The 24,005-nt window shown below is 67.6% G+C and carries 20 protein-coding genes and 1 pseudogene; 10 read left to right on the top strand and 11 right to left on the bottom strand.

Translation table 11 applies throughout. The features are described from left to right. Nucleotides 1–284: 284 nt before the first annotated feature. The 4 genes and pseudogenes from ABQJ54_RS16015 to ABQJ54_RS16000 all read right to left on the bottom strand — a co-directional run bounded on the left by ABQJ54_RS16015 (nt 285) and on the right by ABQJ54_RS16000 (nt 2,572). Nucleotides 285–1,328, bottom strand: coding sequence for an aminoglycoside phosphotransferase family protein (locus ABQJ54_RS16015; RefSeq protein WP_367855311.1), 1,044 nt, complete (start codon nt 1,326–1,328; stop codon nt 285–287). Between the two features lie 96 nt (nt 1,329–1,424). Further along, nucleotides 1,425–1,724: a HigA family addiction module antitoxin gene (locus ABQJ54_RS16010; protein ID WP_367855310.1), complete on the bottom strand. Its 300-nt coding sequence runs from the start codon at nt 1,722–1,724 to the stop codon at nt 1,425–1,427. A 52-nt stretch (nt 1,725–1,776) separates the two neighbouring features. Continuing rightward, nucleotides 1,777–2,056 (bottom strand): annotated as a pseudogene (locus ABQJ54_RS16005) (type II toxin-antitoxin system RelE/ParE family toxin). A gap of 114 nt (nt 2,057–2,170) precedes the next feature. After that, on the bottom strand, nt 2,171–2,572 hold the full coding sequence (locus ABQJ54_RS16000) for a helix-turn-helix domain-containing protein (protein WP_367855309.1): 402 nt from the start codon (nt 2,570–2,572) through the stop codon (nt 2,171–2,173). 106 nt (nt 2,573–2,678) lie between these two features. On the opposite strand from ABQJ54_RS16000, the gene ABQJ54_RS15995 reads away from it, so the two are divergent. Both ABQJ54_RS15995 and ABQJ54_RS15990 read left to right on the top strand, forming a co-directional pair. Then, nucleotides 2,679–4,643 carry a site-specific DNA-methyltransferase gene (locus ABQJ54_RS15995; RefSeq protein ID WP_367855308.1) on the top strand — a complete coding sequence of 655 codons (1,965 nt, stop codon included), beginning with the start codon at nt 2,679–2,681 and terminating at the stop codon, nt 4,641–4,643. After that, nucleotides 4,640–7,603, top strand: coding sequence for a DEAD/DEAH box helicase family protein (locus tag ABQJ54_RS15990; protein WP_367855307.1), 2,964 nt, complete (start codon nt 4,640–4,642; stop codon nt 7,601–7,603). Before ABQJ54_RS15995 ends, ABQJ54_RS15990 begins: the two co-directional genes overlap by 4 nt. A 28-nt stretch (nt 7,604–7,631) precedes the next feature. Here the strand turns inward: ABQJ54_RS15990 and ABQJ54_RS15985 are convergent, their stop codons facing one another. Both ABQJ54_RS15985 and ABQJ54_RS15980 read right to left on the bottom strand, forming a co-directional pair. After that, nucleotides 7,632–8,975: an ammonium transporter gene (locus tag ABQJ54_RS15985; protein ID WP_367855306.1), complete on the bottom strand. Its 1,344-nt coding sequence runs from the start codon at nt 8,973–8,975 to the stop codon at nt 7,632–7,634. Beyond that, the gene (locus ABQJ54_RS15980; protein WP_367855305.1) at nt 8,962–9,300 is read right to left on the bottom strand and encodes a P-II family nitrogen regulator; all 339 of its coding nucleotides are present in this window, start codon (nt 9,298–9,300) and stop codon (nt 8,962–8,964) included. Before ABQJ54_RS15980 ends, ABQJ54_RS15985 begins: the two co-directional genes overlap by 14 nt. 237 nt (nt 9,301–9,537) lie before the next feature. Here ABQJ54_RS15980 and ABQJ54_RS15975 point away from each other — a divergent pair, with 237 nt between their 5' ends. The 8 genes from ABQJ54_RS15975 (at nt 9,538) to ABQJ54_RS15940 (ending at nt 17,249) form a co-directional block, all read left to right on the top strand. Next, entirely contained in the window at nt 9,538–10,014 is a 477-nt protein-coding gene (locus ABQJ54_RS15975) for an SUF system Fe-S cluster assembly regulator (RefSeq protein WP_367855304.1), read from the top strand. Then, nucleotides 10,011–11,483 (top strand): Fe-S cluster assembly protein SufB, encoded by a 1,473-nt coding sequence (gene sufB / locus ABQJ54_RS15970; RefSeq protein WP_367855303.1) that lies wholly within the window; start codon nt 10,011–10,013, stop codon nt 11,481–11,483. Before ABQJ54_RS15975 ends, sufB begins: the two co-directional genes overlap by 4 nt. Further along, nucleotides 11,483–12,046: a transthyretin-like family protein gene (locus ABQJ54_RS15965; protein WP_367855302.1), complete on the top strand. Its 564-nt coding sequence runs from the start codon at nt 11,483–11,485 to the stop codon at nt 12,044–12,046. The genes sufB and ABQJ54_RS15965 overlap by 1 nt, the downstream gene beginning before the upstream one ends. A 5-nt stretch (nt 12,047–12,051) precedes the next feature. Further along, on the top strand, nt 12,052–12,819 hold the full coding sequence (gene sufC / locus ABQJ54_RS15960) for a Fe-S cluster assembly ATPase SufC (protein WP_367855364.1): 768 nt from the start codon (nt 12,052–12,054) through the stop codon (nt 12,817–12,819). Further along, nucleotides 12,816–14,108, top strand: coding sequence for a Fe-S cluster assembly protein SufD (gene sufD / locus ABQJ54_RS15955; protein ID WP_367855301.1), 1,293 nt, complete (start codon nt 12,816–12,818; stop codon nt 14,106–14,108). Before sufC ends, sufD begins: the two co-directional genes overlap by 4 nt. Before the next feature lie 102 nt (nt 14,109–14,210). Then, nucleotides 14,211–15,452, top strand: coding sequence for a cysteine desulfurase (locus tag ABQJ54_RS15950; RefSeq protein WP_367855300.1), 1,242 nt, complete (start codon nt 14,211–14,213; stop codon nt 15,450–15,452). Nucleotides 15,453–15,534: 82 nt separating this feature from the next. Next, entirely contained in the window at nt 15,535–16,422 is an 888-nt protein-coding gene (gene yihG, locus ABQJ54_RS15945; RefSeq protein WP_367855299.1) for a 1-acylglycerol-3-phosphate O-acyltransferase, YihG family, read from the top strand. A gap of 203 nt (nt 16,423–16,625) precedes the next feature. After that, nucleotides 16,626–17,249, top strand: coding sequence for a sterol desaturase family protein (locus ABQJ54_RS15940; RefSeq protein ID WP_367855298.1), 624 nt, complete (start codon nt 16,626–16,628; stop codon nt 17,247–17,249). A gap of 96 nt (nt 17,250–17,345) precedes the next feature. On the opposite strand, the gene ABQJ54_RS15935 is transcribed toward ABQJ54_RS15940, so the two are convergent. From ABQJ54_RS15935 to ppk1, 5 genes are all read right to left on the bottom strand, one after another. Next, nucleotides 17,346–18,074, bottom strand: a complete 729-nt coding sequence (locus ABQJ54_RS15935) for a UDP-2,3-diacylglucosamine diphosphatase (RefSeq protein ID WP_367855297.1) — start codon at nt 18,072–18,074, stop codon at nt 17,346–17,348. A 7-nt stretch (nt 18,075–18,081) separates the two neighbouring features. Beyond that, on the bottom strand, nt 18,082–18,786 hold the full coding sequence (locus ABQJ54_RS15930) for a peptidylprolyl isomerase (protein WP_367855296.1): 705 nt from the start codon (nt 18,784–18,786) through the stop codon (nt 18,082–18,084). Nucleotides 18,787–19,041: 255 nt separating this feature from the next. Beyond that, nucleotides 19,042–20,559, bottom strand: a complete 1,518-nt coding sequence (locus ABQJ54_RS15925; protein WP_367855295.1) for a Ppx/GppA phosphatase family protein — start codon at nt 20,557–20,559, stop codon at nt 19,042–19,044. A gap of 422 nt (nt 20,560–20,981) precedes the next feature. After that, complete coding sequence (locus tag ABQJ54_RS15920; RefSeq protein WP_367855294.1) at nt 20,982–21,689, bottom strand: hypothetical protein; 708 nt, start codon at nt 21,687–21,689, stop codon at nt 20,982–20,984. A 177-nt stretch (nt 21,690–21,866) separates the two neighbouring features. Next, the gene (ppk1, locus tag ABQJ54_RS15915; protein ID WP_367855293.1) at nt 21,867–23,975 is read right to left on the bottom strand and encodes a polyphosphate kinase 1; all 2,109 of its coding nucleotides are present in this window, start codon (nt 23,973–23,975) and stop codon (nt 21,867–21,869) included. Nucleotides 23,976–24,005 lie beyond the last annotated feature (30 nt).

Here is a 24,005-nt window from a genome sequence, read left to right as displayed (position 1 = left end):
CAAACGCTGGCTGGTGAGCCCCTCTCCCTTTGGGAGAGGGTGCCGACCTGCAGGTGCGGAAGCACCTGCGGAACGGCGGAGCCGGCCCCGACAGGGGTGAGTGCCATGGATGGCGCGAATCCAGGCGGGAGAGGGTTCGGGCGGAGCGTAATGGTGAGGCAAGCCCGTACCCTCACCCCCGCCCCCTCTCCCGGTGGGAGAGGGGAGAAAAGCAGCTGTGGAATATTCCTGGCGACAGCGGGCCTTCGCCGGGATGACCAGTGCGAGGGACCGCGGCATTCCCATCATGCCGCCGTCGCCTGCGTCAGGTCGTGGCCCGCAGCGTGCCGCTCCAGCAATTCGGCGAAATCCGCCAGTTCCGGGTAACCGCGCGCCACCTCGATCACATAGCGATACACCTGCGGCACGTCCTTGAGGTAACCCGGTTTGCCGTCGCGATACCACAGCCGGTAGAACTGCCCCAGCACGCGCACGTGGCGGTGCAGGCCGGTGAGGTCGAACCAGCGGCGGAAATGCGCGGTGTCCACCTTGCCGTCGATCACGCCTGCGCCCAGCAGTCGCTGCCGGTACGACTCCACCCAACCCTCCACGCGCTCGCGCGGCCAGGCGATGTAGGCATCGCGCAGCAGCGAGGCGAGGTCGTAGGCGAGCGGGCCGTGCAGCGCGCCCTGGAAATCCAGGATTCCCGGACTCAAGAGTCCGGGAGCGATGATCCCCGAGTTGCTCCCGTCCACCACCAGCAGATTGCGGCTGTGGTAGTCGCGATGCACGAACACGCGCGGCTGCATCAGCGCATTGCGCACGATCACGTCGAACGCCGCCTCCAGCACGTCCCACTCGTCGCAGTCCGGCGTGTGGCCGAGATGACGTTCGAGGAACCACGTGGGCATCACTTCCAGTCCGTTCACCAGCGCGGTGTGGTCGAACGGCGGCAGGTCGTCGCTGGCCACGCGCGTCTGCATCGCCAACAGCGCGTCCATCGCGTCGCCGTACAACCGGTCCGCGTTCGCGTCGTCCAACTCGGTGAGATACAGCCGCGCGCCGAGATCCTCGATCAGCAGGAAACCCTGCTGCAGATCCTGCGCCACCACCTTCGGCACGTGCAGACCGGCGGCGGCGAGCCGCGCGCCGATCGCCAGCCACGGCCGCGGGTCTTCGCGCTCCGGCGGCGAGTCCATCACGATCCAGCTCCGCCCCGCGTGCGTGGTGCGCCAGTAGCTGCGGAAGCTGGCGTCGGAGGAGGCGGATGCCAGCGTGAGCGCATCGTCGTCGAGGGTGGTGCGGGCCCATGCGAGGCGGGCGGCGGCGCGGAGATCGGTGGCGGTCATGCGGCGATGGTAAGGCATCGGGTATGGGCAGCGCCGCCGCCGGGTTGATGGTCATCGGCGGCGAGCAGGCTGCGAACGCAGCCCTGTCCCCGCGCTTCAGGCCGCCCGCGGCTGGATGTGTTTCAGTTCGGCGGCCAGCTCGATGCGGGCGCATTCGAGTTCGTAGTTCTTCTGAAGATTCAGCCAGCTTTGCGCATCGGTGCCGAAGTACGCGGCAAGCCGCAGGGCAGTGTCGGCGGTGATCCCGCGTCGCTCGTTCGCGATCTCGTTCACGCGGGCGGCGGTGACGCCGACGGCGTTGGCCAGGGCGTTTGCCGACAGGCCGAATGGCTTCATGTACTCCTCGCGCAGGATCTCGCCGGGGTGCACCGGGGGAAGGGGCTTCTTGGCGGTCATGGTCTTTCCTGTCTGTTCCAACTATTGCATCGTCGATCGTCGAGGTGTGCGCCTAGTGGTAGTCGCATATCTCGACATGGTGGGCATCGCCATCCTTCCAGGCAAAGCAGACGCGAAACTGGTCGTTGATGCGGATGCTGTGCTGTCCGCTGCGGTTGCCTTTCAGGGCTTCCAGCCGGTTGCCCGGCGGAACCCGCAGGAAGTCCAGCGTTGCCGCGGCGTTGAGCTGTGCCAGTTTTGCGGCGGGCAGCGCTTTCAATGTTCATCCAGCGGCGCACGTGTTCGCCGTTCGCGAGGGCTTCCGTGTCTTTGTCGGCGAAGGTCCTGGTCACGCGTTTATCGTATGTCGATAAGCGATCTGCCGCAACCCGCCCGAGCGAAGCGCAGTTCTGCCGGCGAGCTTTGTCTGCAGTATCGAAACGTGGCCCTGGCTGGCCCCGCCGTGCTCAAGCCGGGCGCTTGGGCGTCGGAGTGGCGAGCACGGTAATCAACTCGCGCACCAGCTTGCGCCGCGCCTCCGGCAGGGCGAGGAACGTCTCGAAGGCGAGGCGGTCGTGGCCGCGCACATGGTCCGGCCACGCGAGGTTGGCCTCCCGTACACCTTTGTGCGAGGGGACGCCGAACTGCAGCTCATGGGGAGGAACGCCCGCGATGCGGGCCAGCGCCTGCATGTTCGCCTGCTTGGGCATGTGCTTGCCGTTGAGCCAGCTGGAAATGGCCTGCGGGGTCACGGTCTCGCCACCATGCCGCGGCACCAGCTTCTCCAGCACGGTCGAGCTTGCCTCGATGCCGGCCGCTTCGAGGGCAGCGGCCAGGCGCTTGGCGAAGGCGGACTGTTCGGTCTTCATGGGCCATGACCATAGGCCGCACCTGCGCGAGCGAATGAAATTAGTGCTTTATAAAAATTGAAAGATTTGCTTTCATTCGGCGACTGGATTCCCGACGGTCGCCACGATGCCCAAGTCCCTGCTCGAACAGCTCCCCGAGATCGTCGCCCGCGGGCGCCAGCAGGCGGAGAAGATCCTGGAGAGCCTGGAAGGGCGGCACCGGGTCAGCCTGCAGACGCGTGAGTGGGTATTGCCGTCGAAGGACACGCGCGACAGCGACTGGATCACCGCGGCAAACCGGCAGGCGCACCTCGGTGACGACGGCAATGCCGACTGGACCAACCGGCTGATCTACGGCGACAACCTGCTGGCGATGGCCGCGCTGCTGGCCGGCGACGAACACACGCCCAGTCTGCGCGGCAAGGTCGACCTGATCTATATCGATCCGCCGTTCGACTCCAAGGCCGACTACCGCACCAAGGTGGAACTGCCTGGCGTGGAGCTGGAACAGCGGCCCACGGTGATCGAGCAGTTCGCGTATTCGGACACGTGGTCGGATGGAACGGCGTCGTATCTGGCGATGATCACGTCGCGGTTAGTGCTGATGCGGGAGTTGCTGGCGGACAGCGGCACGTTGTGCCTTCACATCGGCATGCAAGTAAGCCATTACGTCAAGATGGTCTTGGACGAAATCTATGGCAAGCAGAACTTCAATACCGAAGTGGTCTGGTCGTATGGCACCCCGAGCGGAGGCCGCGCCGCTGGCAACAAGATTGTGAAGGCACACGAGTACCAGCTCTGGTATGCGAAAAATTACGGCCAGCAAAAGTACAACAAGGAATATCTGCCGTACTCCGAAAAATACATCGAAGACCGATTCACCGAGGTCGATGAAGACGGACGGCGGTACAGGACCAGAGAGCGAGAGAAGGGGCATTTCGAGCGTCAGTACCTCGACGAAAGCAAGGGCGTTCCACTTTCGACCGTCTGGACGGATGTCAAGCAGCTGTATGCCTATCATCTGCTGAAACGGAAGAAAGAAGAGACCGGCTACGAGACACAAAAGCCTGAGGCGCTTCTCGAACGAGTGGTGAAAGTCGCCACGGATGAAGGTGATCTCGTTCTTGATTTCTTCGGCGGTTCCGGCACCACCGCCGCCGTCGCCGAAAAACTCGGTCGCCGCTGGATCACATCCGATCTGGGCAAGCCTGCATGCATGATCATGCGCAAGCGGCTGATCGACCAGGGCGCCAAGCCGTTCCTGTACCAGGCCATCGGTGACTACCAACTGGAGGCGGCGAAGAATGAGCTCGGCCGCAAGTTCCGCGTGGGCGATCTGTCGGCCATCGTTTTGTCGCTTTACGGTGCGCAGCCGCTTGACCCCGACGATAACCCGGCGCGCAATCTCGGCAAGGTGGTGTTCAACGGCAAGAAGACGTTGGTGCTGGTGGATTCGCCGAACAAGCTCACCGGCGATGCCACTTTGCGCAAGGCGATCGCCCAGCGCGACAACCTGATGGGCGGCTGGGATCGCGTGGTGGTGCTGGGTTGGAATTTCGAGCCTGGCGTCGGCGAAAGTATCGCTGCGCTGAAAGACGATCGGCTGGAAGTGCTGGTGATCCCGCCCGACCTGCTCGATCGCCTGCGCAAGAAGGGCGGCATCGAGAAGCTGCGCGGTCAGGTGCGCTTCTCCAGCCTGCAGTACCTCACGATCAAGCTGGTGCAGCGCCTGCGCAGCGGCGACGGCGAGCAGTTGCGGGTCACACTGGACAACTACGTACTGCTCTCGCCGGAAGCGATCAACCTCGACGAGGCCAATCGCGCCAAGCTGCACAAGGTGATGAACGCCGAGCCGCTGGCGTTGATCGAGTACTGGGCAGTGGATCCGGACTACGACGGCCAGGTGTTCCGTTCGGTGTGGCAGGACTATCGCGGCAACACCGCGAACGACGACGATGCGCTGCGCGTGGTGACCGAGGCGCGTTTCGACGTACCGTCCAAGGACGGCGCACGCCGCGTGTGCGTGCGCGTGGTGGACGTGTTCGGGTTCGAGGCGGAGGTGGTGCAGGCCGTGGCGGAGTGCGCGCCATGAGCCGTGTTGCATCGACCGACGACCAACTTGCGCTGGCCAGGGCGCTCACGCAGCGCGTGCAGTCGCTTTGCCTCGGGCTGGAGCACGGGGAGGCGGAAATCCTCGAACTGGTCACGCCGACGACGGCGGAACTGCTGGGCTGGTGGTTCAGCGCGGACGCCTGCCAGTCGCGCGCCTTCAATTTCCATGCGGGGCAACGCCAGGCCATCCTCAACACCATCGTGGCGCACGAGGTGCTGGACAGCCCGGACCTCGTCAACCTATACCGGCAGGTGTGCGCGGACGAGCTGCTGAAGGGCGGCCGGCTGTCCGAAGTCGAACAGGGCAAGCACGCACATCCGAAATACTGCCTGAAGATGGCCACTGGCACCGGCAAGACCTGGGTGCTGCAGGCGCTGCTGATCTGGCAGGTGCTGAACCGTTCGGCCGGGCTGACGGTGGGGCTCGATGATCCGCGCTTCACCCGGCATTTCCTGATCGTCGCGCCGGGGCTGATCGTGTACGAGCGCCTGCTGGATGCCTTCCTGGGCAAGGAAGGCGCCGACGGACAGCGGCGCTTCGAGACGTCCGACGTGGCGGTCTGCCGCGAGTTGTTCATGCCGCCGGCGTATCGCGAGCAGGTCGAGCAGTTCGTGCGCGGCAACGTCTGCACCAAGCAGGAGATCGGCCTGAAGGCGATCGGCGGCGGCATGATCGCCATCACCAACTGGCACCTGCTGGTGGATGCCGAAGCGGAAGAGGAGCACGAGGAGGCCGGGGATGCATCGCTGGCGACGCCCGGCATGGTGGCAGATGCCGCCGCCGTGGCCTACGACGTGCTGCCGCTGACGCCGGGCCGGGCGTCGGGCAACAGCCTGGACGTGCTGGACCGCCGCTGGGCGCGCGGCAATGTGCTGGCCTACCTGGCTGGCTTGCCGAGGCTGATGGTGTTCAACGACGAGGCCCATCACATCCACGAATTGAAGCGCGAGGGCGAGGCGGACGAAGTCGAATGGCAGAAAAGCCTGTCGCGCATCGCCGCGGGCAAGGGGCGGCATTTCGTGCAGGTGGATTTCTCGGCCACGCCCTACAACGACGTCGGCGGCGGCAAGAAGAAGCGCAAGTTGTACTTCCCGCACATCGTGGTGGATTTCGACCTGAAGGATGCGATGCGTGCCGGGCTGGTGAAGTCGCTGGTGCTGGACAAGCGCAAGGAAATCGGCGCGCTGCCGCTGGAGTTCAAGGCCGAGCGCGACGAGAGCGGCAATCCGCTCCTGTCGGAAGGCCAGCGCGTGATGTTGCGCGCTGGGCTGCACAAGCTACGCAAGCTGGAGGCCGATTTCGCGAAGCTCGACTCGACGCGCAAGCCGAAGATGCTGGTGGTCTGCGAGGACACCAAGGTTTCGCCGCTGGTGTCGGAGTTCCTGCGCGACCAGGGGCTAGCGGAGGACGACGTGCTCACGGTGGATTCCGGCAAGAAGGAAGAGCTTGGCGAAAAGGAATGGGTGCGCGTTCGCCAGCAGCTGTTCGACGTGGACCGGCGTGCGCAGCCGCGCGTGATCGTCAGCGTGCTGATGCTGCGCGAGGGCTTCGACGTCAACAACATCTGCGTGATCGTGCCGCTGCGTTCCACGCAGGCGCAGATCCTGCTGGAGCAGACCATAGGCCGTGGCCTGCGCCTGATGTGGCGCGAACCAGAATACGCCGACAGCAAGCGCGAGAACCGCGAGCGCATCAATCGCGGCGAGGAGCCGGAAAGCCTGATCGACATCCTCTCCATCGTCGAGCATCCGGCGTTCCAGAGCTTCTATGACGAGCAGCTGGGCAAGGAACTGGTCGGCGAAACCGGCGACGATACCATAAACAGCATCGGCGACCTGATCACGGTGGAGTTGCGGCTGGGCTACGAGAAATACGACTTCGCGATCCCCTTCATCCTGCGCGAGGCGGAAGAAACGCTGGAGCACCTGCCGATCGACGTTGCCGGCCTGCAGCCGTTCGGCGGCATGACGCGCGAGCAGTTGAGCGAGCTGGTCGGCAAGGGCGACGTGTTCACCTCGCACGACCTGCAGAGCAGCACCTTGTTCGGCGACTACCGCGTAGACGGCGCGGTGATGAGTGTCGGTGGTTACAACGAGTGGCTGTCGAGGCTGACCCGCCGGATCACCCAGGCATTGAGCCAGCCGTTGCCGGCAGGGGGCAAGGTCGCGTACCACCTGGCCAAGCCGTACACGCAGGTGGGCTCGGCGGTGATGGCCGCGGCCATCGACGACTACATCCGTTCACGGCTGTTCCGCGAAGAGTTCGAGCCTTTCGAGAACGAGAACTGGCGCCTGCTGATGCTGCAGCCGGTGGTCGATCACGTGATCAAAGTATTCGCATTGGCGCTGCGGAGTGCGGAAGACCGCAATACGAGTGGCGAGATCGAGGTTCGTCATCGCCACCTGTCCGAGGTGAGCCGGCTTCCGATGCGCGAGAGTGCGTCGCTGGAAGTGGAGAAGTGCATCTATCCGCGTTTGCCGTACCCCAGCCGCAGCGGCGGCCTCGAACGCGCCTTCATCGAATGGGCGCTGCACGACACCGGCGTGGCGGCGTTCTGCAAGATCAGCGAGACCCGGCACGATTTCGTGCGGCTACGTTACGTCAAGGACAGCGGCATGCCGGCGTTCTATTCGCCGGATTTCCTGGTGCGAACGGCGGATGCCATCTACCTGGTTGAAACCAAGGCGCAGGACCAGACCAGCCACCCGAACGTGCAGCGCAAGCGCAAGGCCGCAGCGGCCTGGTGCGAGCGCATCAATGCGTTGCCGTCGGAGTTGCGCAGTGGCCTGCCCTGGCACTACGCGCTGGTCGGCGAATCGATCTTCCACGGTTGGCGGCAGAACGGCGCGCGGCTTGGCGAGTTGCTGGCGTATTCGAAGGTGCACGCGGCGCCGACAGCGCAATCGCAGGGCGACCTTGCATTGGGTGACGGCTTCTGAGCGCCGTCGCCCATGCGTGGCTGCCCGGCTAGCTCAGGTTGTACGCCCGCTCCTCGTGCTCGGCGAGGTCCAGCCCCATCTGCTCCTGCTCGGCATCCACACGCAGGCCCAGCGTGCGGTCGAGCAGTTTCAGTATCGCGAAGCTCAGCAGCGCGCTCCACGCGATGGTGAAACCCACGCCCTTGGCCTGGATCCACAACTGGTGCCAGGCGGAGGCGACGTGGCCGTAGCCGCCGAGGGTGGCGGCGGCGAACGGGCCGGTGAGCAGGGCGCCGATAATGCCGGCGATGGCGTGCACGCCGAACACGTCGAGGGTGTCGTCGTAGCCCAGCCGGTGCTTGAGCCGGGTGGCGGTGAAGAAGCAGATGCCGCCGGCAGCGAGGCCGATCAGCAGCGCGCCACCGGGACCGCAGGTGCCCGCAGCGGGCGTCACCGCGACCAGCCCGGCCACCGCGCCGGAGGCGATGCCGAGCACGCTGGCGCGTTTGTGGATGGCCCATTCCACCGCGGTCCAGCCGATCGCAGCGGCCGCGGCGGCGATCTGGGTCACCAGCATCGCCATGCCGGCGCTGCCGTTGGCGGCCACCGCCGAGCCGGCGTTGAAGCCGAACCAGCCCAGCCACAGCAGGCTGGCGCCGATCACGGTATAGCCGAGGTTGTGCGGCGGCATGTGCGTGTGCGGCCAGCCGCGGCGCTTGCCGATCACCAGGCAGGCGACCAGACCGGCGATGCCGGCGTTGATGTGCACCACGGTGCCGCCGGCGAAGTCGAGCACGCCCATGTCGCCCAGCAGTGAACCGGGGCCGCTCCACACCATGTGCGCCATCGGCAGGTAGACGAAGGTGAGCCACAGGCCGCTGAACCACAGCATGGCGCTGAACTTCATGCGTTCGGCCCAGGCGCCTACGATCAGCGCCGGGGTGATCACGGCGAAGGTGAGCTGGAACATCACGAACACGCTTTCCGGCACGGCCTGGTAGCGCGAGTCGGGCGTGAGCCCGGCCAGCATCGCGCGGTCCAGTCCGCCAATGAAGGAGTGCCAGCCGGTGACGCCGGTGTGCATCCCTTCGGTGCTGAAGGCCAGCGAGTAGCCGTAGACGATCCACAGCACGGTGACCAGCGCGGTGATCGCGAAGCACTGCATCATCACCGAGAGCAGGTTCTTGGCGCGCACCATGCCGCCGTAGAACAGCGCGGCGCCGGGTATCGTCATCATCAGCACCAGCATGGACGCGACCAGCATCCAGGCGGTGTCGCCGCTGTCCACGTGTGTCGGTGGTGTGCCTTGGGCGAAGGCGGGCAGGGTGAACAGGCCGGCAAGGCTTAGCACGGAAAGTTGGCGGGCGAGCCGCCTTGCCTCAAAGCGCGTCATCGTCCACCTCCTGCGTGCGGATGCGGATCGCCTGTTCCAGCGGGTGCACGAAGATCTTGCCGTCGCCCACCTTGCCGGTGCGCGCGGCGCCGGCGATGGCCTCGATCACGCGGTCGAGCTGCGCGTCGCCCACTGCCACCTCGATCTTCAGCTTGGGCAGGAAATCCACCACGTACTCGGCGCCCCGGTACAGCTCGGTGTGGCCGTGCTGGCGGCCGAAGCCCTTGACCTCGGTGACGGTCATGCCGTGCACGCCGGCCTCGGCCAGCGCCTCGCGTACCTCGTCCAGCTTGAACGGCTTGATGATGGCGGTGATCCACTGCATGCGCCTGCCCCCGGATGATGGTCCCGTGTTGCAGCACAGCAGAATGCATGCCAGCGGCAGGAAGCGTGCTGCGTGGTCGTCCGGATGGCCAAATCACCGGACGTGCCGAGCGGGATCCGACGAAACTGGTGCAAACGGTGCCTGTTGTTGGTGCAAGCCGGACATTTGACCGGGCCTTGCGCAATCAGTACCATTTTGGTCTGGATTAACGCCGCTTCCTGCCTCCCGATCCTCCCCATGCTTCGCGTCAGTCGACTCACGGATTACGCCACGGTGGTGATGACCTGCATCGCCGCCCATCCGGACGACGTGCTGAGCACCGCGCAGATCGCCGACGAGACCCGGCTGGAGCTGCCCACCGTGAGCAAGCTGCTGAAGTCGCTGGGCCATGCCGGGCTGGTGGAATCCTTCCGCGGCGTCAACGGCGGCTACCGGCTGGCGCGGCCGGCGCAGGCGATCAGCCTCGCCGACGTGGTCGAGGCGATGGAGGGGCCGATCGGCATGACCGAATGCGGCGTCACCGAGGGCCAGTGCGAGCGCGAGGCGCAATGCGGCGTGCGCGGCAGCTGGCAGCGCATCAACAGCGTGCTCGACCGGGCGCTGCGCGCGGTGAGCCTGGCCGACATGCTGCGGCCGCCACCGCGCCACACCGACGTGACGATCGACATCAGCACCCTGAAAGCCGGCACCCTGAAAGGCAGAACCACGGCATGAGCAGCGAAACCATAGCCAGCACCTCCATCGCGCTGCGCGACAACGCCGGGGTCGCCGAGGCGCTGGGGCGCAACTACAGCGCCGGCTTCGTCACCGAGATCGAGATGACCGGCCTGCCGCCGGGCCTGGACGAGGAGACGATCCGCCAGCTCTCCGCGATCAAGCACGAGCCGGAGTGGATGACCGAGTGGCGCCTCAAGGCCTACCGCCACTGGCTGACCATGCCGCAGCCGGACTGGGCCAAGCTGAAGATGGACGCGATCGACTACCAGGCGATCAGCTACTACGCCGCGCCCAAGCAGGCGCCGAAGTCGCTGGACGAGGTCGACCCCGCGCTGCTGGAAACCTACGAGAAGCTGGGCGTGCCGCTGCACGAGCGCGCCGCGCTGGCCGGCGTGGCGGTGGACGCGGTGTTCGACTCGGTCTCGGTGGGCACCACCTTCCGCAAGCAGCTGGCCGAGGCCGGCGTGATCTTCTGCTCGATGAGCGAGGCGATCCGCGAACACCCCGAGCTGGTGCAGCAGTACCTGGGCAGCGTGGTGCCGCCGGGCGACAACTTTTTCGCCGCGCTGAACTCGGCGGTGTTCTCCGACGGTAGCTTCGTGTTCATCCCCAGGGGCGTGCGCTGCCCGATGGAGCTATCCACCTACTTCCGCATCAATGCGCAGAACACCGGCCAGTTCGAGCGCACCCTGATCGTGGCCGAGGAAGGCGCCCACGTCTCCTACCTCGAAGGCTGCACCGCGCCCAAGCGCGACGAGAACCAGCTGCACGCCGCGGTGGTGGAACTGGTGGCGCTGGAGAAGGCGCAGATCAAGTACTCCACCGTGCAGAACTGGTACCCCGGCGACGAGAACGGCGTGGGCGGCATCTACAACCTGGTCACCAAGCGCGGCGACTGCCGCGGCGACGACAGCAAGATCAGCTGGACCCAGGTGGAGACCGGCTCGGCGATCACCTGGAAATACCCCAGCGTGGTGCTGCGCGGCGACCGCTCGGTGGGCGAGTTCCACTCGGTGGCGCTCACCCACCACTACCAGCAGGCCGACACCGGCACCAAGATGATCCACATCGGCAGGGACACCAAGTCGAAGATCGTCTCCAAGGGCATCAGCGCCGGGCGCAGCAACAACAGCTACCGCGGCCTGGTGAAGGTGGAGAAGGGCGCCGAGCGTGCGCGCAACTACACGCAGTGCGATTCGCTGCTGATCGGCAAGCAGTGCGGCGCGCACACCTTCCCGTACATGGAAGTGAAGAACCCCAGCGCCATCGTCGAGCACGAGGCCACCACCTCGAAGATCTCCGACGACCAGATGTTCTACTGCCGTTCGCGCGGCATCGGCGAGGAGGATGCCGTCTCCATGATCGTGGACGGCTTCTGCAAGCAGGTGTTCCGCGAGCTGCCGATGGAATTCGCGGTGGAGGCGAAGAAGCTGCTGGAAGTCTCGCTGGAAGGAGCGGTCGGCTGATGGGCGCCGGCGGCCGCACGGCATTCCTGGCCGGTTTCGGGAAGACAGGCATGAAAACACTTTCCATCGTGTCGATGGGTATGGCGGCGACCGTTCTCGCCGGCTGTGTTGCCATCAGGCATCGCGACCTGGTGGCCCCGCAGATCGGCGGCACGGTAACCCGCGCGGGCGTGCCGGTGGCGGGCGTGCGCGTCCAGCTGGCCGACGTGCTCGACGACGCCGGCATTCCCGTGACTGACGCGCAGAAGGACGAGGCGGTGACGGATGCCCAGGGACATTTCACCGTGGGGCCGCTCTATCGCGTGACGAAGCGGAAAGTCTCCACATCGCTGCTCGGCGTCAACCAGCACACCGTGCCATGGGGGCTGCGCCTGTCCACCGACGGCCGGGCCTGGACCGCGGGTTGGCTTTCGGATCCGACCATGCTGGGTGTGGTGCCAGCGGCGCCGGTGTCGGCCCTGTGCGACCTGTCGGTGGAGAGCAAGACCAGCGTGATCGACGGCGACATCGAAATCATGGGCAAGGGCCCGTGCATCCTGCAATTGATCGAGAAGAAGAAGTGATGAGCATGCTCCAGATCGACAACCTGCACGCCCGCGTCGAGGGCAAGGAAATCCTCAAGGGCCTCTCGCTGACGGTCAACCCGGGCGAGGTGCACGCCATCATGGGGCCGAACGGCGCGGGCAAGTCCACGCTGGGCAACGTGCTCTCCGGCCGCGACGGCTACGAGGTCACCGCCGGCAGCGTCACGTTCGACGGCATCGACCTGCTGGCGCTGGAGCCGGAGGCGCGTGCCGCCGCCGGCGTGTTCCTCGCGTTCCAGTACCCGGTGGAAATCCCCGGCGTCAACAACACCTACTTCCTGCGTGCCGCGTTGAACGCCCAGCGCAAGGCGCGCGGCGAGAAGGAACTGGATTCCATGCAGTTCCTCAAGCTGGTGCGCGAGAAGCTCAAGGTGATGCAGATCTCCGACGAACTGCTGCATCGCGCGGTCAACGAAGGCTTCTCGGGCGGCGAGAAGAAGCGCAACGAGATCTTCCAGATGGCGGTGCTGGAGCCGAAGCTGGCGATCCTCGACGAGACCGATTCGGGCCTGGACATCGACGCGCTGAAGCAGGTGGCGCAGGGCGTCAACGCGCTGCGTTCGCCCGGGCGCTCGTTCCTGGTGATCACCCATTACCAGCGCCTGCTCGACTACATCGAGCCCGACTTCGTGCACGTGCTGGCCGGCGGCCGCATCGTGGAGAGCGGCGACAAGACGCTGGCGCTGAAGCTGGAAGAACACGGCTACGCCTGGGTGCGCGAACACGGCGAGCCCACCGGGACGGCGGCATGAGCCAGCCGGCCTCCGTGCCCTTCGTCGCGTCGCTGGGCGATGCGGCGCTGCCGGCCAGCGGCATCGCCTGGCTGGATGCGCTGCGTCGCGGGCAGCTCGATGCCTTTGCCGCCGCCGGCCTGCCCGACACGCGCATGGAGGCGTGGAAGTACACCGCGTTGCGCGCGCTGGGCCAGCGCCGATATGCCAACGGCGATGCGCAGGCGGCGACGCGTGCGATCGATCCCGCCGCGTACGCCTTGCCTGGCGTCGACGGAGCGCGGCTGGTCTTCGTCAACGGCGTATTCCGCGCCGATCTTTCCGCGCTGGACGATCTGCCGGCGGGGCTCACGCTGCAGCCGCTGTCGCAGGCGCTGCGGCAGGACGCCGAACCGTTGCGCTTCGTGCTGTCGCGCCACGAACCGGAGCAGGGCGACGCCTTCGTGCGGCTCAACGCCGCGCTGGCCGGCGACGGCGTGGTGCTGAGGGTGGCGGCCGGCGCGAAGATCGCCGCGCCGGTGCATCTCGTGTTCCTCGGCGCGCCTGCCGAAGTCGAGCTGGCCTGGCACCTGCGCCACGTGATCGAGCTGGGCGAAGGCGCCGAACTGATGCTGGTGGAACACCATGCCGCCGGTGGCGAGCAGCAGCACCTGGGCACCGCGGTGGGCGACATCACACTGCGCGACAGCGCGGTGCTGCGACACGTGCTGTTCCAGCAGGCGGCCACGGGCAGCAGCCTGGTCCGACGCGGCCGGTTGCAGCTGGGCGCGCGGGCGCAAGCCACGCTGCACGTACTGGAACTGGGCGGCGCGCTGGTACGCCACGAGTTGCGCGCCGAACTGGTGGGCGACGGCGCGCGGCTGGACACGCGCGGCGTGTTCATGCCGCACGGGCGCCAGCACATCGATACCCAGCTGGCGATCCGCCACCAGGCGCTGGGCACGGCTTCGGAGTCCGTCTGGCGCGGCGTGGCCGACCAGCGCGGGCGCGGCGTGTTCCGCGGCGCGATCCTGGTGGCGCCGGGCGCCGATGGCAGCGATGCCGGCCTCAGCAACAAGAACCTGCTGCTGTCCGGCCAGGCGGAGATCGACACCAAGCCGGAACTGGAGATCTACGCCGACGAGGTGAAGGCCGCGCACGGCGCCACCGTGGGCCAGCTCGACGAGCGTTCGCTGTTCTACCTGCGCTCGCGCGGCATCCCGCAGGACGAGGCGCGCGTGCTGCTTACCGCCGCGTTCTGCCGCATGGTGCTGGACGACCTGCCAAACGCGGCGCTGCGCGAGCACCTGGCAGGCCTGCTGAGGGCGTAGGAGCGGCGTAGGAGCGGCTTCAGCCGCGATTCCTCCCCCCTTGCAGCCAGTCGCGGCTGAAGCCGCTCCTACGGTGATGCTTGAGACACGGAACCTATGACGATGAACGCACAAGCCAGCACGCCAGCCCTCGACGTCCAGCGCGTCCGCGCGGACTTTCCACTGCTCGCACGCACGGTGCACGGCAAGCCGCTGGTGTACTTCGACAACGCGAACACCAGCCAGAAGCCGCGCCAGGTGATCGAGGCGGTGGACCGCCATTACCGCGAGCACAACGCCAACGTGTCGCGCGCCGTGCATCTGCTCGGCGAGGAGGCCACCGCGGCCTACGAGGGCGCCCGCGACGCGCTGGCGCGCTTCATCCACGCGCCGTCGCGCAACGAGCTGGTGCTCACCTCGGGCACCACGCAGTCGGCCAACCTGGTGGCCTACAGCTTCGTGCTGCCGCGGCTCAAGGCCGGCGACGCCATCCTCAGCACCACGATGGAGCACCACGCCAACATCGTGCCGTGGCAGATCGTGGCCGCGCGCGCGGGCGCCACGGTGAAGGCGGCGCCGATCGACGAACGCGGCGAGCTGATCGTGGAGAAGTTCGTCGAGCTGCTCACGCCCGAGGTGAAGCTGGCCTGCGTGGGCCATGTCTCCAACGTGCTTGGCACGGTGAATCCGGTGCGCGAGCTGGCGAAGGAATGCCGCAGGCGCGGCATCCCGCTGTTCGTGGACGGTTCGCAGGCGATGCCGCACCGCCCGGTGGACGTGCAGGCGCTGGGCTGCGATTTCTACGCGCTCACGGGCCACAAGATGCTGGCGCCCACCGGCACCGGCGCGCTGTGGGCGCGAAAGGAACACCTCGACGCGATGCCGCCGTTCTTCGGCGGCGGCGAAATGATCCGCGAAGTGAAGTTCTCCGGCACCACCTTCGCCGAGCCGCCGCACCGCTTCGAGGCCGGGACGCCGAACATCGCCGGCTTCGCCGGCGTGGCCGCCGCGATCGGCTATGTCGAGTCGCTGGGTTTCGAGGCGATCCGCGCCCACGAGCGCGCCTTGCTCGACCATGCCACCGCGCGCCTGCGCGAGATCCCCGGTCTGCGCATCTTCGGCGAGGCGGCGGAGAAGGAGCCGGTGATCTCGTTCCTGGTCGAGGGCGCGCAGGCCACCGACCTCGCCACCCTGCTCGACCTGGAAGGCGTGGCGGTGCGTTCCGGCCACCACTGCGCGCACCCGCTGATGCAGTTCTACGGCGTGCCGGCCACGCTGCGTGCCTCGCTGGCGTTCTACAACACGCACGAGGAAGTCGACGCCTTCGTGGCGGCCCTGCTCAAGGTGCGCCAGTTGCTGCGTTGAGTTGCCGCAACCATGCCCCGACGATCCCAGGGTGTCGCCGCTGGCCCTTATGCTAGGGCCCACATCCGCTACAGGGTTCCCGATGTTCGCTACTCTGCCCGGCCTGATCCGCGTGCCGCTGGTCGTGCTGCTGCTCGTGTCCAACGTGCTGCTGCACGTGCTGCCGCTGTTCGCGCTGACCCTGGCCAAACTGCTGCTGCCGCTGGCCGGGTTCCGCCGCGCCTGCTCGCGTGGCCTGGTGGCGATCGCGGAAAGCTGGATCGGCGTCAACAACGTGTTGTTCGACCTGTTCACGCGTATCCGCTGGCAGGTGGACGGACTGGATGGCCTGTGTCGCGACGCCAACTACCTGGTGCTGGCCAACCACCAGAGCTGGGTGGACATCCCGGTGCTGCAGAAGGTCCTGAACCGGCGCATCCCGTTCCTGCGCTTCTTCCTGAAGAGCCAGCTGATCTGGGTGCCGCTGCTTGGGCCGGCATGGTGGGCGCTGGATTTCCCCTTCATGAAGCGCTACTCGCGGGAAACCCTGGCGAAGCATCCCGAACTGCAGGGCAAGGACCGGGTGGCCACCCGCCGTGCCTGCGCGAAGTTCCGCCAGTTGCCGGTTTCGGTGATGAATTTCGTGGAAGGCACACGCTTCACGCCGGCCAAGCACGATGCGCAGGGTTCGCCATACCGCCATCTGCTGCGGCCGCGGGCCGGCGGCGTGGCCTTCGTGCTGGACGCGATGGGCGATGGCCTGCAGGCGATCCTCGAGGTTGCCGTCGCCTATCCGGGAGGCCCGTGCAGCATGCTCGACCTGGTCGCCGGGCGCGTGCGCGAGGTGCGGGTAAGCCTGCACCAGCACCCGATCGAGCCGGGCCTGCGCGGGGATTACGAGGGCGACGAGGCGTTCCGCCAGCGTTTCCAGGCCTGGGTCAACACTATGTGGCGCGGGCAGGATGCACGGATCGGGCGACTGCTGGAATAATCGTGCCGGCGCCACGCGCGCGACTGAATACCGCGTGAGGCGGTAAAGCTGCGTTATGCCCGTCATCGGGCGTGGCGCGGTAAGCTTGCGAGGGCGGTGATGCCGTCGTGAAGGCAACCATGGAACTGCCTGGGTTGGGTCGAAGGGGTGGAGGATGACGCTGGATCGTGGCCAAGCAAACCGGATTCGCGCGAGGCTTACCCATGAGTGAGACGATGCGCCCGTCGACAGGATCGAGCCAGGCTGGCGGCCGCGGCGCGCTGCAGGCCATCGCGCGGATGTCGTCCACCCGGGCGAATTACCTGGTCGGCCAGGCTGCGGATTTCGTGGTCAGTTTCGCCCTGCTCGGCGCGGCATTCTGGTACGACCACAGCCGTCCGCTGCAAGCCGCGGTGGTGGTCTTGCTGGGCCTGTTCATCTTCAGCTTCATCGAGTACGCCTTCCATCGCTGGCTGTTCCACGGGCCGGTGCCGCTGTTCGAGCAGGGCCACACCCTGCATCACGAAAAGCCGCTGGGCTACGATTCGCTGCCGTTCTTCTTCCCGCCGGCGGTGGTGCTGCTGCTTGCAGCGGCGCTGGCGCTGGTGCTGCCCACGGCGCTGGCGCTGCTGCTCTCCGGCGCGATCGCGCTGGGTTACGCGCTGTACGGTTTCAGCCACCTGGTCATCCACCGCCGCCGTTTCAACCACCCGCTGGCGCGCAAGTGGGCAGCAGTGCACCACGTGCACCACCATCATCCCGACAAGAACTACGGCGTCACCTCGCCGCTGTGGGATTTCATCCTGGGCACCTGGTACGTGTCCAAGAGCAAGGTGCGCGTGCGCTGAGCGGCGCGACCACCAGGAGCAGCGTAGGAGCGGCTTCAGCCGCGATTCCCCGTCGCCCCACCTGTCGCGGCTGAAGCCGCTCCTACGGGTGTTTCTTCAGCCCAGCGGCAGGCCGCGCAGTTCCACGCCATCGGCATCCACGCGCAGCACCGAGCCCTGCTCGTACCAGTCGCCCAGCACGATGCGCTCGGCGGGTGCGCCGTCGAGTGCGAAGCGGTGGATGGCGGGGCGATGGGTATGGCCGTGAATCAGTCGCGTCGTGCCGGCCAGGCGCATCGCATCCGCCACCGCGCCGGCATTGACGTCCATGATGGCTTCCATCGTGCTGCCGGTGTGGGCGCGGCTTTCCGCGCGCGATTTCGCGGCGAAAGCGCGGCGCGCTTCCAGCGGCATGGCGAGGATCTGCGCCTTCCACTGCGGCGTGCGCACCTGCTTGCGCACCGCCTGGTAGGCGAGATCGTCGGTACATAACACGTCGCCGTGCATCAGCAGGGTGGGGCGGCCGTACAGGTTGTGCACGCTGCCGTCCTCCAGCAGCTCGAAACCGGCACGGCGGGCGTAGTCCTCGCCGAGCAGGAAGTCGCGGTTGCCGGCCATGAAATACACCGGCACGCCGGCCTTGCGCACGGCAACGGTGGCGGCGGCGATGCGCCGCGGCAGTTCCGCATCGTCGTCATCGCCGATCCAGGCTTCGACCAGATCGCCGAGGATGTACAGCGCGTCGGCACGTCGCACTTCGTCGCTGGCGAGGTAGCGTTCGAACAGGCTGGTGATCTGCGGCCGACTGTCGTCCAGATGCAGGTCGGCGATGAACAGCGTACCCATCGGCGCCTCAGCCGCCCAGCGCCGGCTTGCGGGCGCTGCGCTTCGCCGGCCTGGATGCGGCGGCGGGTTCGGCCGGGGCCGGGGTGCTGGCTGCGGCGACAGGGGCTGTCTCGCCGACGACCCGGGCACTCTCGATCACCACCAGCGGGTTGGGCACGTCGGCGGCGAACGGGCCGATGCCGCGGGTGGGCAGGGCGGCGATCTTGTCCACCACGTCCATGCCCTTGATCACCTTGCCGAACACCGCATAGCCCCAGGTGAGGCCGCTCTGGTTGCCCACGAAGTCCAGTCGGCGGTTGTCGACGAGGTTGAAGAAGAACTGCGAGGTGCCGGAGTTCGGATCGGCGCCACGCGCCACCGCGACGGTGCCGCGCAGGTTGGAGAGTCCGTTGTCGGCCTCGCTGGCGATGGCCGGGCGCGTGCGCTTGGGCTGCAGCTCGCGCGTGTACAGGCCGCCCTGCACCAGGTAACCGGGGATCGCGCGGTGGAATACCGTGCCGGCGTAAAAGCCGTCGCGCACGTACTGCAGGAAGTTCGCCACGCTCTTCGGCGCCTTGTCCGGATACAGCTCCAGCGTGATGTCGCCCAGCGAGGTGTGCAGCACCACTTCGGGGGCGGCCGCGGCGCTTGCCGGCTTGGCATCCTGCGCGCGCAGCGCGGGCGCCAGCAGGGCAGTGGACAGGAGCAGCAGGGCGAGCTTGAGCTTGGGCATGGCAAAGGGCGTTCCGGACTGTCCGCGCATGATACGCGGCCAAGCCGGTTCGTGTGCCTTTGGAGTTCAGACGTGTTTATTGAGAAGTGCGGCCATGGATGGCCGCTGGTGGCGCGAGGGCGGGGCGAGAGCTTGAAGCTTGCGGTCACCTGCCATGCGGCGGCGATTCCGGACGAATCGCACCAGTACCGGAGTGCAGCCATGGATGGCTGCCCAGTCGATCTTCGCGATCAGGGATGATGACGATCGCAAGAATCAAGCCGCGGACAGTTCCAGCTCCAGGCCAAGCTCCGTCATCGGCGTCTGTTCCTGTTGCAGGTCGGCCTCGCTGAGCGGGTGCTGTTCCAGCCAGGCGGACGGCAGGCTGAGACGCAACCGCTGGCGGGTGGCGACAAGCTTCATGGGCGGCAGCGACTCGGCGCGCCGGCCGCGGCGGAACAGCACCGCGAGGCGCAGCAGCGCCGTGGTGTAGCGGGCAAGCTGGCGATAGCGTTGCGGCAGTGCGGCGATCACCGCCCGGTCCGGCTTGCGCCGATGCAGCTCGACCACGGCGGCAAGCAGCTGCTGCTCCTGCCGCGAGAAGCCGGCAAGGTCGGCGTGGCGCAGGATGTAGGCGCCGTGGTGGTGGTGCTGGCTGTGCGCAATGGCGAGGCCGATCTCGTGCACGCGCGCGGCCCAGGACAGCCACTCGCGCGCCTCGCCGTCCAGCTTCCATGCCCTGGCCACCTGGTCGAACAGCACCAGCGCGGTGGACTCCACGCGTCGCGCCTGGGCGCGGTCCACGCCGTAGCGGCTGGCCAGTGCGTCGATGCTGCCGGTGCGCGGGTCGCTGCCGACGGCGCGGCCCAGCAGGTCCCACAAGAGGCCTTCGCGCATCGAGCTCTCGCACACGCGCATGCGCGCGATGCCCAGCGCCTCGAACGCGGCCTCGAAGATCACCACCGCGCCGGCGATCACCGGCGTGCGTTCCTCCACCAGCCCGGGCAGCTTCAACGTGGCGATCGAGCCCTGCGCCAGGATCGCGTCGCGCAGCCCGCTCAATGACGCGGGCGTGATGCCGTCGTCGCTGAGCTTCATCGCCTGCACCACCGCGCCGATCGCCTTGGCGCTGCCGGAGGAGCCGTAGGCCTCCTGCCAGCCCGATTCGCGGTAGTCCTCGGCGAACTGCTGCAGCAGCACGCCGATCTCGCCGCGCGCGCGCTGCCAGCGCTTGCGGTTGAGCTTGCCGCCCGGGAAGAAGCGCAGGGTGGAGGCGATGCAGCCGGCCTGCACGCTTTCGGTGTGCAGCGGCGCCAGGCCACGTCCGATGATGAACTCGGTGCTGCCGCCGCCCACGTCCATCACCAGCCGCGGTTCGCGCGAGGCGGGCAGGTCGTGCGCGGCACCGAGGAAGATCAGGCGGCCTTCCTCGCGGCCGGAGACCACCTCGATCGGATGGCCCAGGGCGGCTTCGGCGGCGCTGAGAAAGGCCTGCGGCGCAGCCAGCCGGCGTACCGTGTTGGTGGCCACCGCGCGCACCCGCTGCGAGGGCAGGCCGGCAATGCGCTGGCCGAAGCGCGCCAGGCAGTCCAGCGCGCGGGCGCGGCGGTCGGCGTCCAGCGAACCGTCGCCGCGCAGGCCGGCGGCCATGCGCACGCTGTCGCGCAAACGGTCGATCACCCGCGGCTCGCCGTGCTCCATGCGCGCCACGATCAGGTGGAAACTGTTCGAGCCCATGTCCACCGCGGCGAGCAGTTCGCCGTCGCGGATCGGGGTCTGGTCGGCTTGGCTCAAGCGCGGGCTCCTGGTCGGCGTAGGGCGCAGCGATATGCATCATGCCGTAATCGTGTGCGGCTTGGCATGGCGTGGCGGAAGACGGGCGCGGCCGTTCGCCGCGTGCGGGAGGGGCGGCGGATTCCCGGGAGCCTGTTCACGATCTCCCCATGGCCTGCGTTGTCTTGCCGTGAACACCGTTCGGTGGGGGCATCGATCCCGCGGATGCCAAGCGGTAGGAGCGCCCCCGGATCAAGTCCGGGGCAGGCTCTGTGTGCGATGGCTCTGGCGCTGCGCTCAGGGCGAAAAGCATTCGCGCACAGGGTGCGCTCCTACCGACGCGGGCCGCGGGGAGATCGCGAACAGGTGCTGAGGGCGCGGCTCGCCCGGTGGCGCCCGCTGCTCTCGCATGGCGTCGCCGGCGGGTGCGCACGAGCGGCAGCTCAACCGGGGTGGCGTGCCGCGGCGGGTGCATCCACCTGTTGCAATGGCCCCACAGTGACATGGCCGGTCCAGCCGTCGAACACCCTAGCGGCAATCTGGTCGAGGGCCCTGGTCATCGCCTGGACCGGTGGGCATTGTTCCGGATCGCCCGCCACGCCAGGGTCGGCGGGTGTCGTGATCCCCGCCATGCAGTAATGGCCGCCGGCAGCGGCCAGTCTGGCCAGTCGCGCCATGCCTTGCTCGTAGCGCTTCTCGGCACGCACCGCCGCCGTGGCGTCGCCGTAGGTGGGGCGCATGCTGGCCAGCAGCTTGTCGGCTGCCTGCCGCTCGACTGGCGTGAGGGCGGCCTCGAGCGAAGCGGATGCGGAGGCGAAGGTCGATCGCGGCCGTTCCGCTGCGAGTGCCAGCCATGCCAGCGCCAGCGGGCGGTTCACCGGCTGATGGTCGCCGTTGAGTGCCATGATGCCGAGCACGTACTGCGCGGGTTTGCTGGCCCAGCTGGCTGCGGTGGCGAAGAACTTCTGCGCCCGCGCGTAGTGATGCAGGCCGTAGCTTTGCGTGGCCAGGCAGTAGTAGTAGTCGCCCGGCAGGAACTGCTCCTCACCGATCGCGCATGAAGTGTTGGCCAGGTCGGCGTCGCTGGGCGCCGAACTGGCGGTGGCTGGTGCTCCGGCGTCGTCGTTGGCGGCCATGGCCATCGTCGGCATGCCGATGCTGCCCGTCAGCCATGCGGCAAGCCCGAGAGCGCGCACCGCCTTTCTGTTCCAACCGTACATGCCCGACTCCCTTGTTCAGTGGTGTGATTTGCCGGATCCGGTTGCGTCGCGGGTATGGCAGCCGGCGAGCCCCGGCGTGCGCGATGCTTCGCATGCCGGATGGCCCGCTCACGGGCACAGTTTGTCCAGCAGTGCCTGTTGTGCGCTGTACGGAACCTGCCTGCCAGGCGTGGCACGGATGTAGCGGCCATCGCTGTCCAGCCGCCAGGCCTGGGTGTTGTCCGCAAGGCCGTTGGCAAGGGTTTCCTCGTACACCCGGGCGGCCAGCTCGGGGTCGCGGATGGGAAAGGCGATCTCGATGCGCCGCATCAGGTTGCGCTCCATCCAGTCGGCGCTGGCGCAGTAGATTTCCGGCGCGCCGTCGTTGCCGAACCAGTACACCCGGCTGTGCTCGAGAAAGCGGCCGACGATCGAGCGCACGCGGATGCGCTCGGAGATGCCGGGCAGGCCCGGGCGCAGGGTGCAGGCGCCGCGCACGATCAGGTCGATCTCCACGCCGGCCTGCGAGGCGCGGTACAGCGCCTCGATCACGTGCGCCTCGTTCAGCGCATTGAGCTTGGCGACGATGCGCGCGGGGCGCCCGGCGCGGGCGAGTTCCGTTTCGCGCTCGATGCGTTCCATCACGCCGGTGTAGAGGGTGAACGGCGAGTGCAGCAGGCGCTTCAGCGCGATCCGCGGACCCAGGCCGGAGAGCTGCTGGAACACCTTGTGCAGGTCCTCGCCGATCTCCGGGTCGGCGGTCATCAGGCCGATGTCGGTGTAGGTGCGGCTGTTGATCTGGTGATAGTTGCCGGTGGAGAGGTGCGCGTAGCGGCGCAGCGTGTCGCCCTCGCGGCGCACGATCAGCATCATCTTGGCGTGGGTCTTGTAGCCCACCACGCCGTACACCACCTGCACGCCGGCCTCCTGCAGGCGGGTGGCGAGGCGGATGTTGGCCTCCTCGTCGAAGCGCGCGCGCAGCTCGACCACCACGGTGACATCCTTGCCGTGGCGGGCGGCTTCCACCAGCAGGTCCACCAGCGGGGTGTCCTCGCCGGCGCGGTACAGGGTCTGCTTGATCGCCAGCACGTTGGGGTCGGTGCTGGCCTGGCGCAGCAGGTCCACCACCGCGGCGAAGCTCTGGTAGGGGTGGTGCAGCAGCACGTCGCGCTGGGCGATCTGCTCGAACTTGTCGCGGCTCGTCTCCAGCCCGGCCGGCAGCTGCGGAGTGAAGCGCGGGTACTTCAGTTCCGGGCGGTCCAGCCAGTCGCAGATCAGCCCTGCGCGGATGATGTTGACCGGGCCGTCGCAGCGGTAGACGTCGGCTTCCTCCAGCTGGAAGTTCTGCGTCAGCATCGCGGTGATGGCCTGCGGGCAGTCGTCGGCGATTTCCAGCCGCACCGGCCGCGCATAGCCGCGCCCCACCAGCTCCTCGCTGAGCGCGCGGGCGAGGTTGTCCACCTCGGCCTCCTCCACGATCAGCTCGCTGTTGCGGGTGACGCGGAACTGGTAGGAACCGACCACCTTGAAGCCGGGGAACATCAGGTCGACGAAGGCATGCAGCAGCTCGGCGAGGAACACGAAATGGTCGCCCTCGCCGCACACCTCGGCGGGCACGCGGATGATCCGCGGCAGCGAGCGCGGCGCGCGCACCAGCGCCATGTGGCCTTCGTGGCCGAACGCGTCGCGGCCCTTCAGCACCACCGCGATGTTCAGCGTCTTGTTGAGGATGCGCGGGAACGGATGCGCCGGGTCCAGCCCCAGCGGAGACAGCACCGGCAGCACCTCGTGCTCGAAATAGCCCTGCAGCCAGCGGCGCTGGCGCGGACTCCACTGCCTGCGGGTGAGGATGTGGATGCGTTCGGCATCGAGCTGCGGGCGCAGTTCCCGCTGCCAGATCACGTATTGTTCGGCGACCAGCTCCAGCACGCGGCTGCGGATGCGCGCGAGCAGCTCGGGCGGCGACAGGCCGTCCGGCCCCGGCGCGGCGGACCCGTAGGCATGGTGGTGCTTGAGCATCGCCACGCGCACCTCGAAGAACTCGTCGAGGTTGTTCGCCACGATGCTGAGGAAGCGCAACCGTTCCAGCAGCGGCACCGAGGCGTCGCGCGCCATCGCCAGCACGCGGAAGTTGAACTCCAGCGCGGCCAGCTCGCGGCTGAGGTAGAGGCCGGGGGCGGCGAGGTCGATGGGTCCGGAGGCGACGGGCTCGGACGTGGGGGCATGGGGGCGCGACATGACGTGCATTCTGGCGCATGCGCGCCGGCC

This window comes from Rhodanobacter lycopersici, assembly GCF_040812335.1.
Taxonomy (GTDB): Bacteria; Pseudomonadota; Gammaproteobacteria; order Xanthomonadales; family Rhodanobacteraceae; genus Rhodanobacter_A; species Rhodanobacter_A lycopersici.
This window is presented reverse-complemented; position numbering and strand designations above follow the sequence as displayed.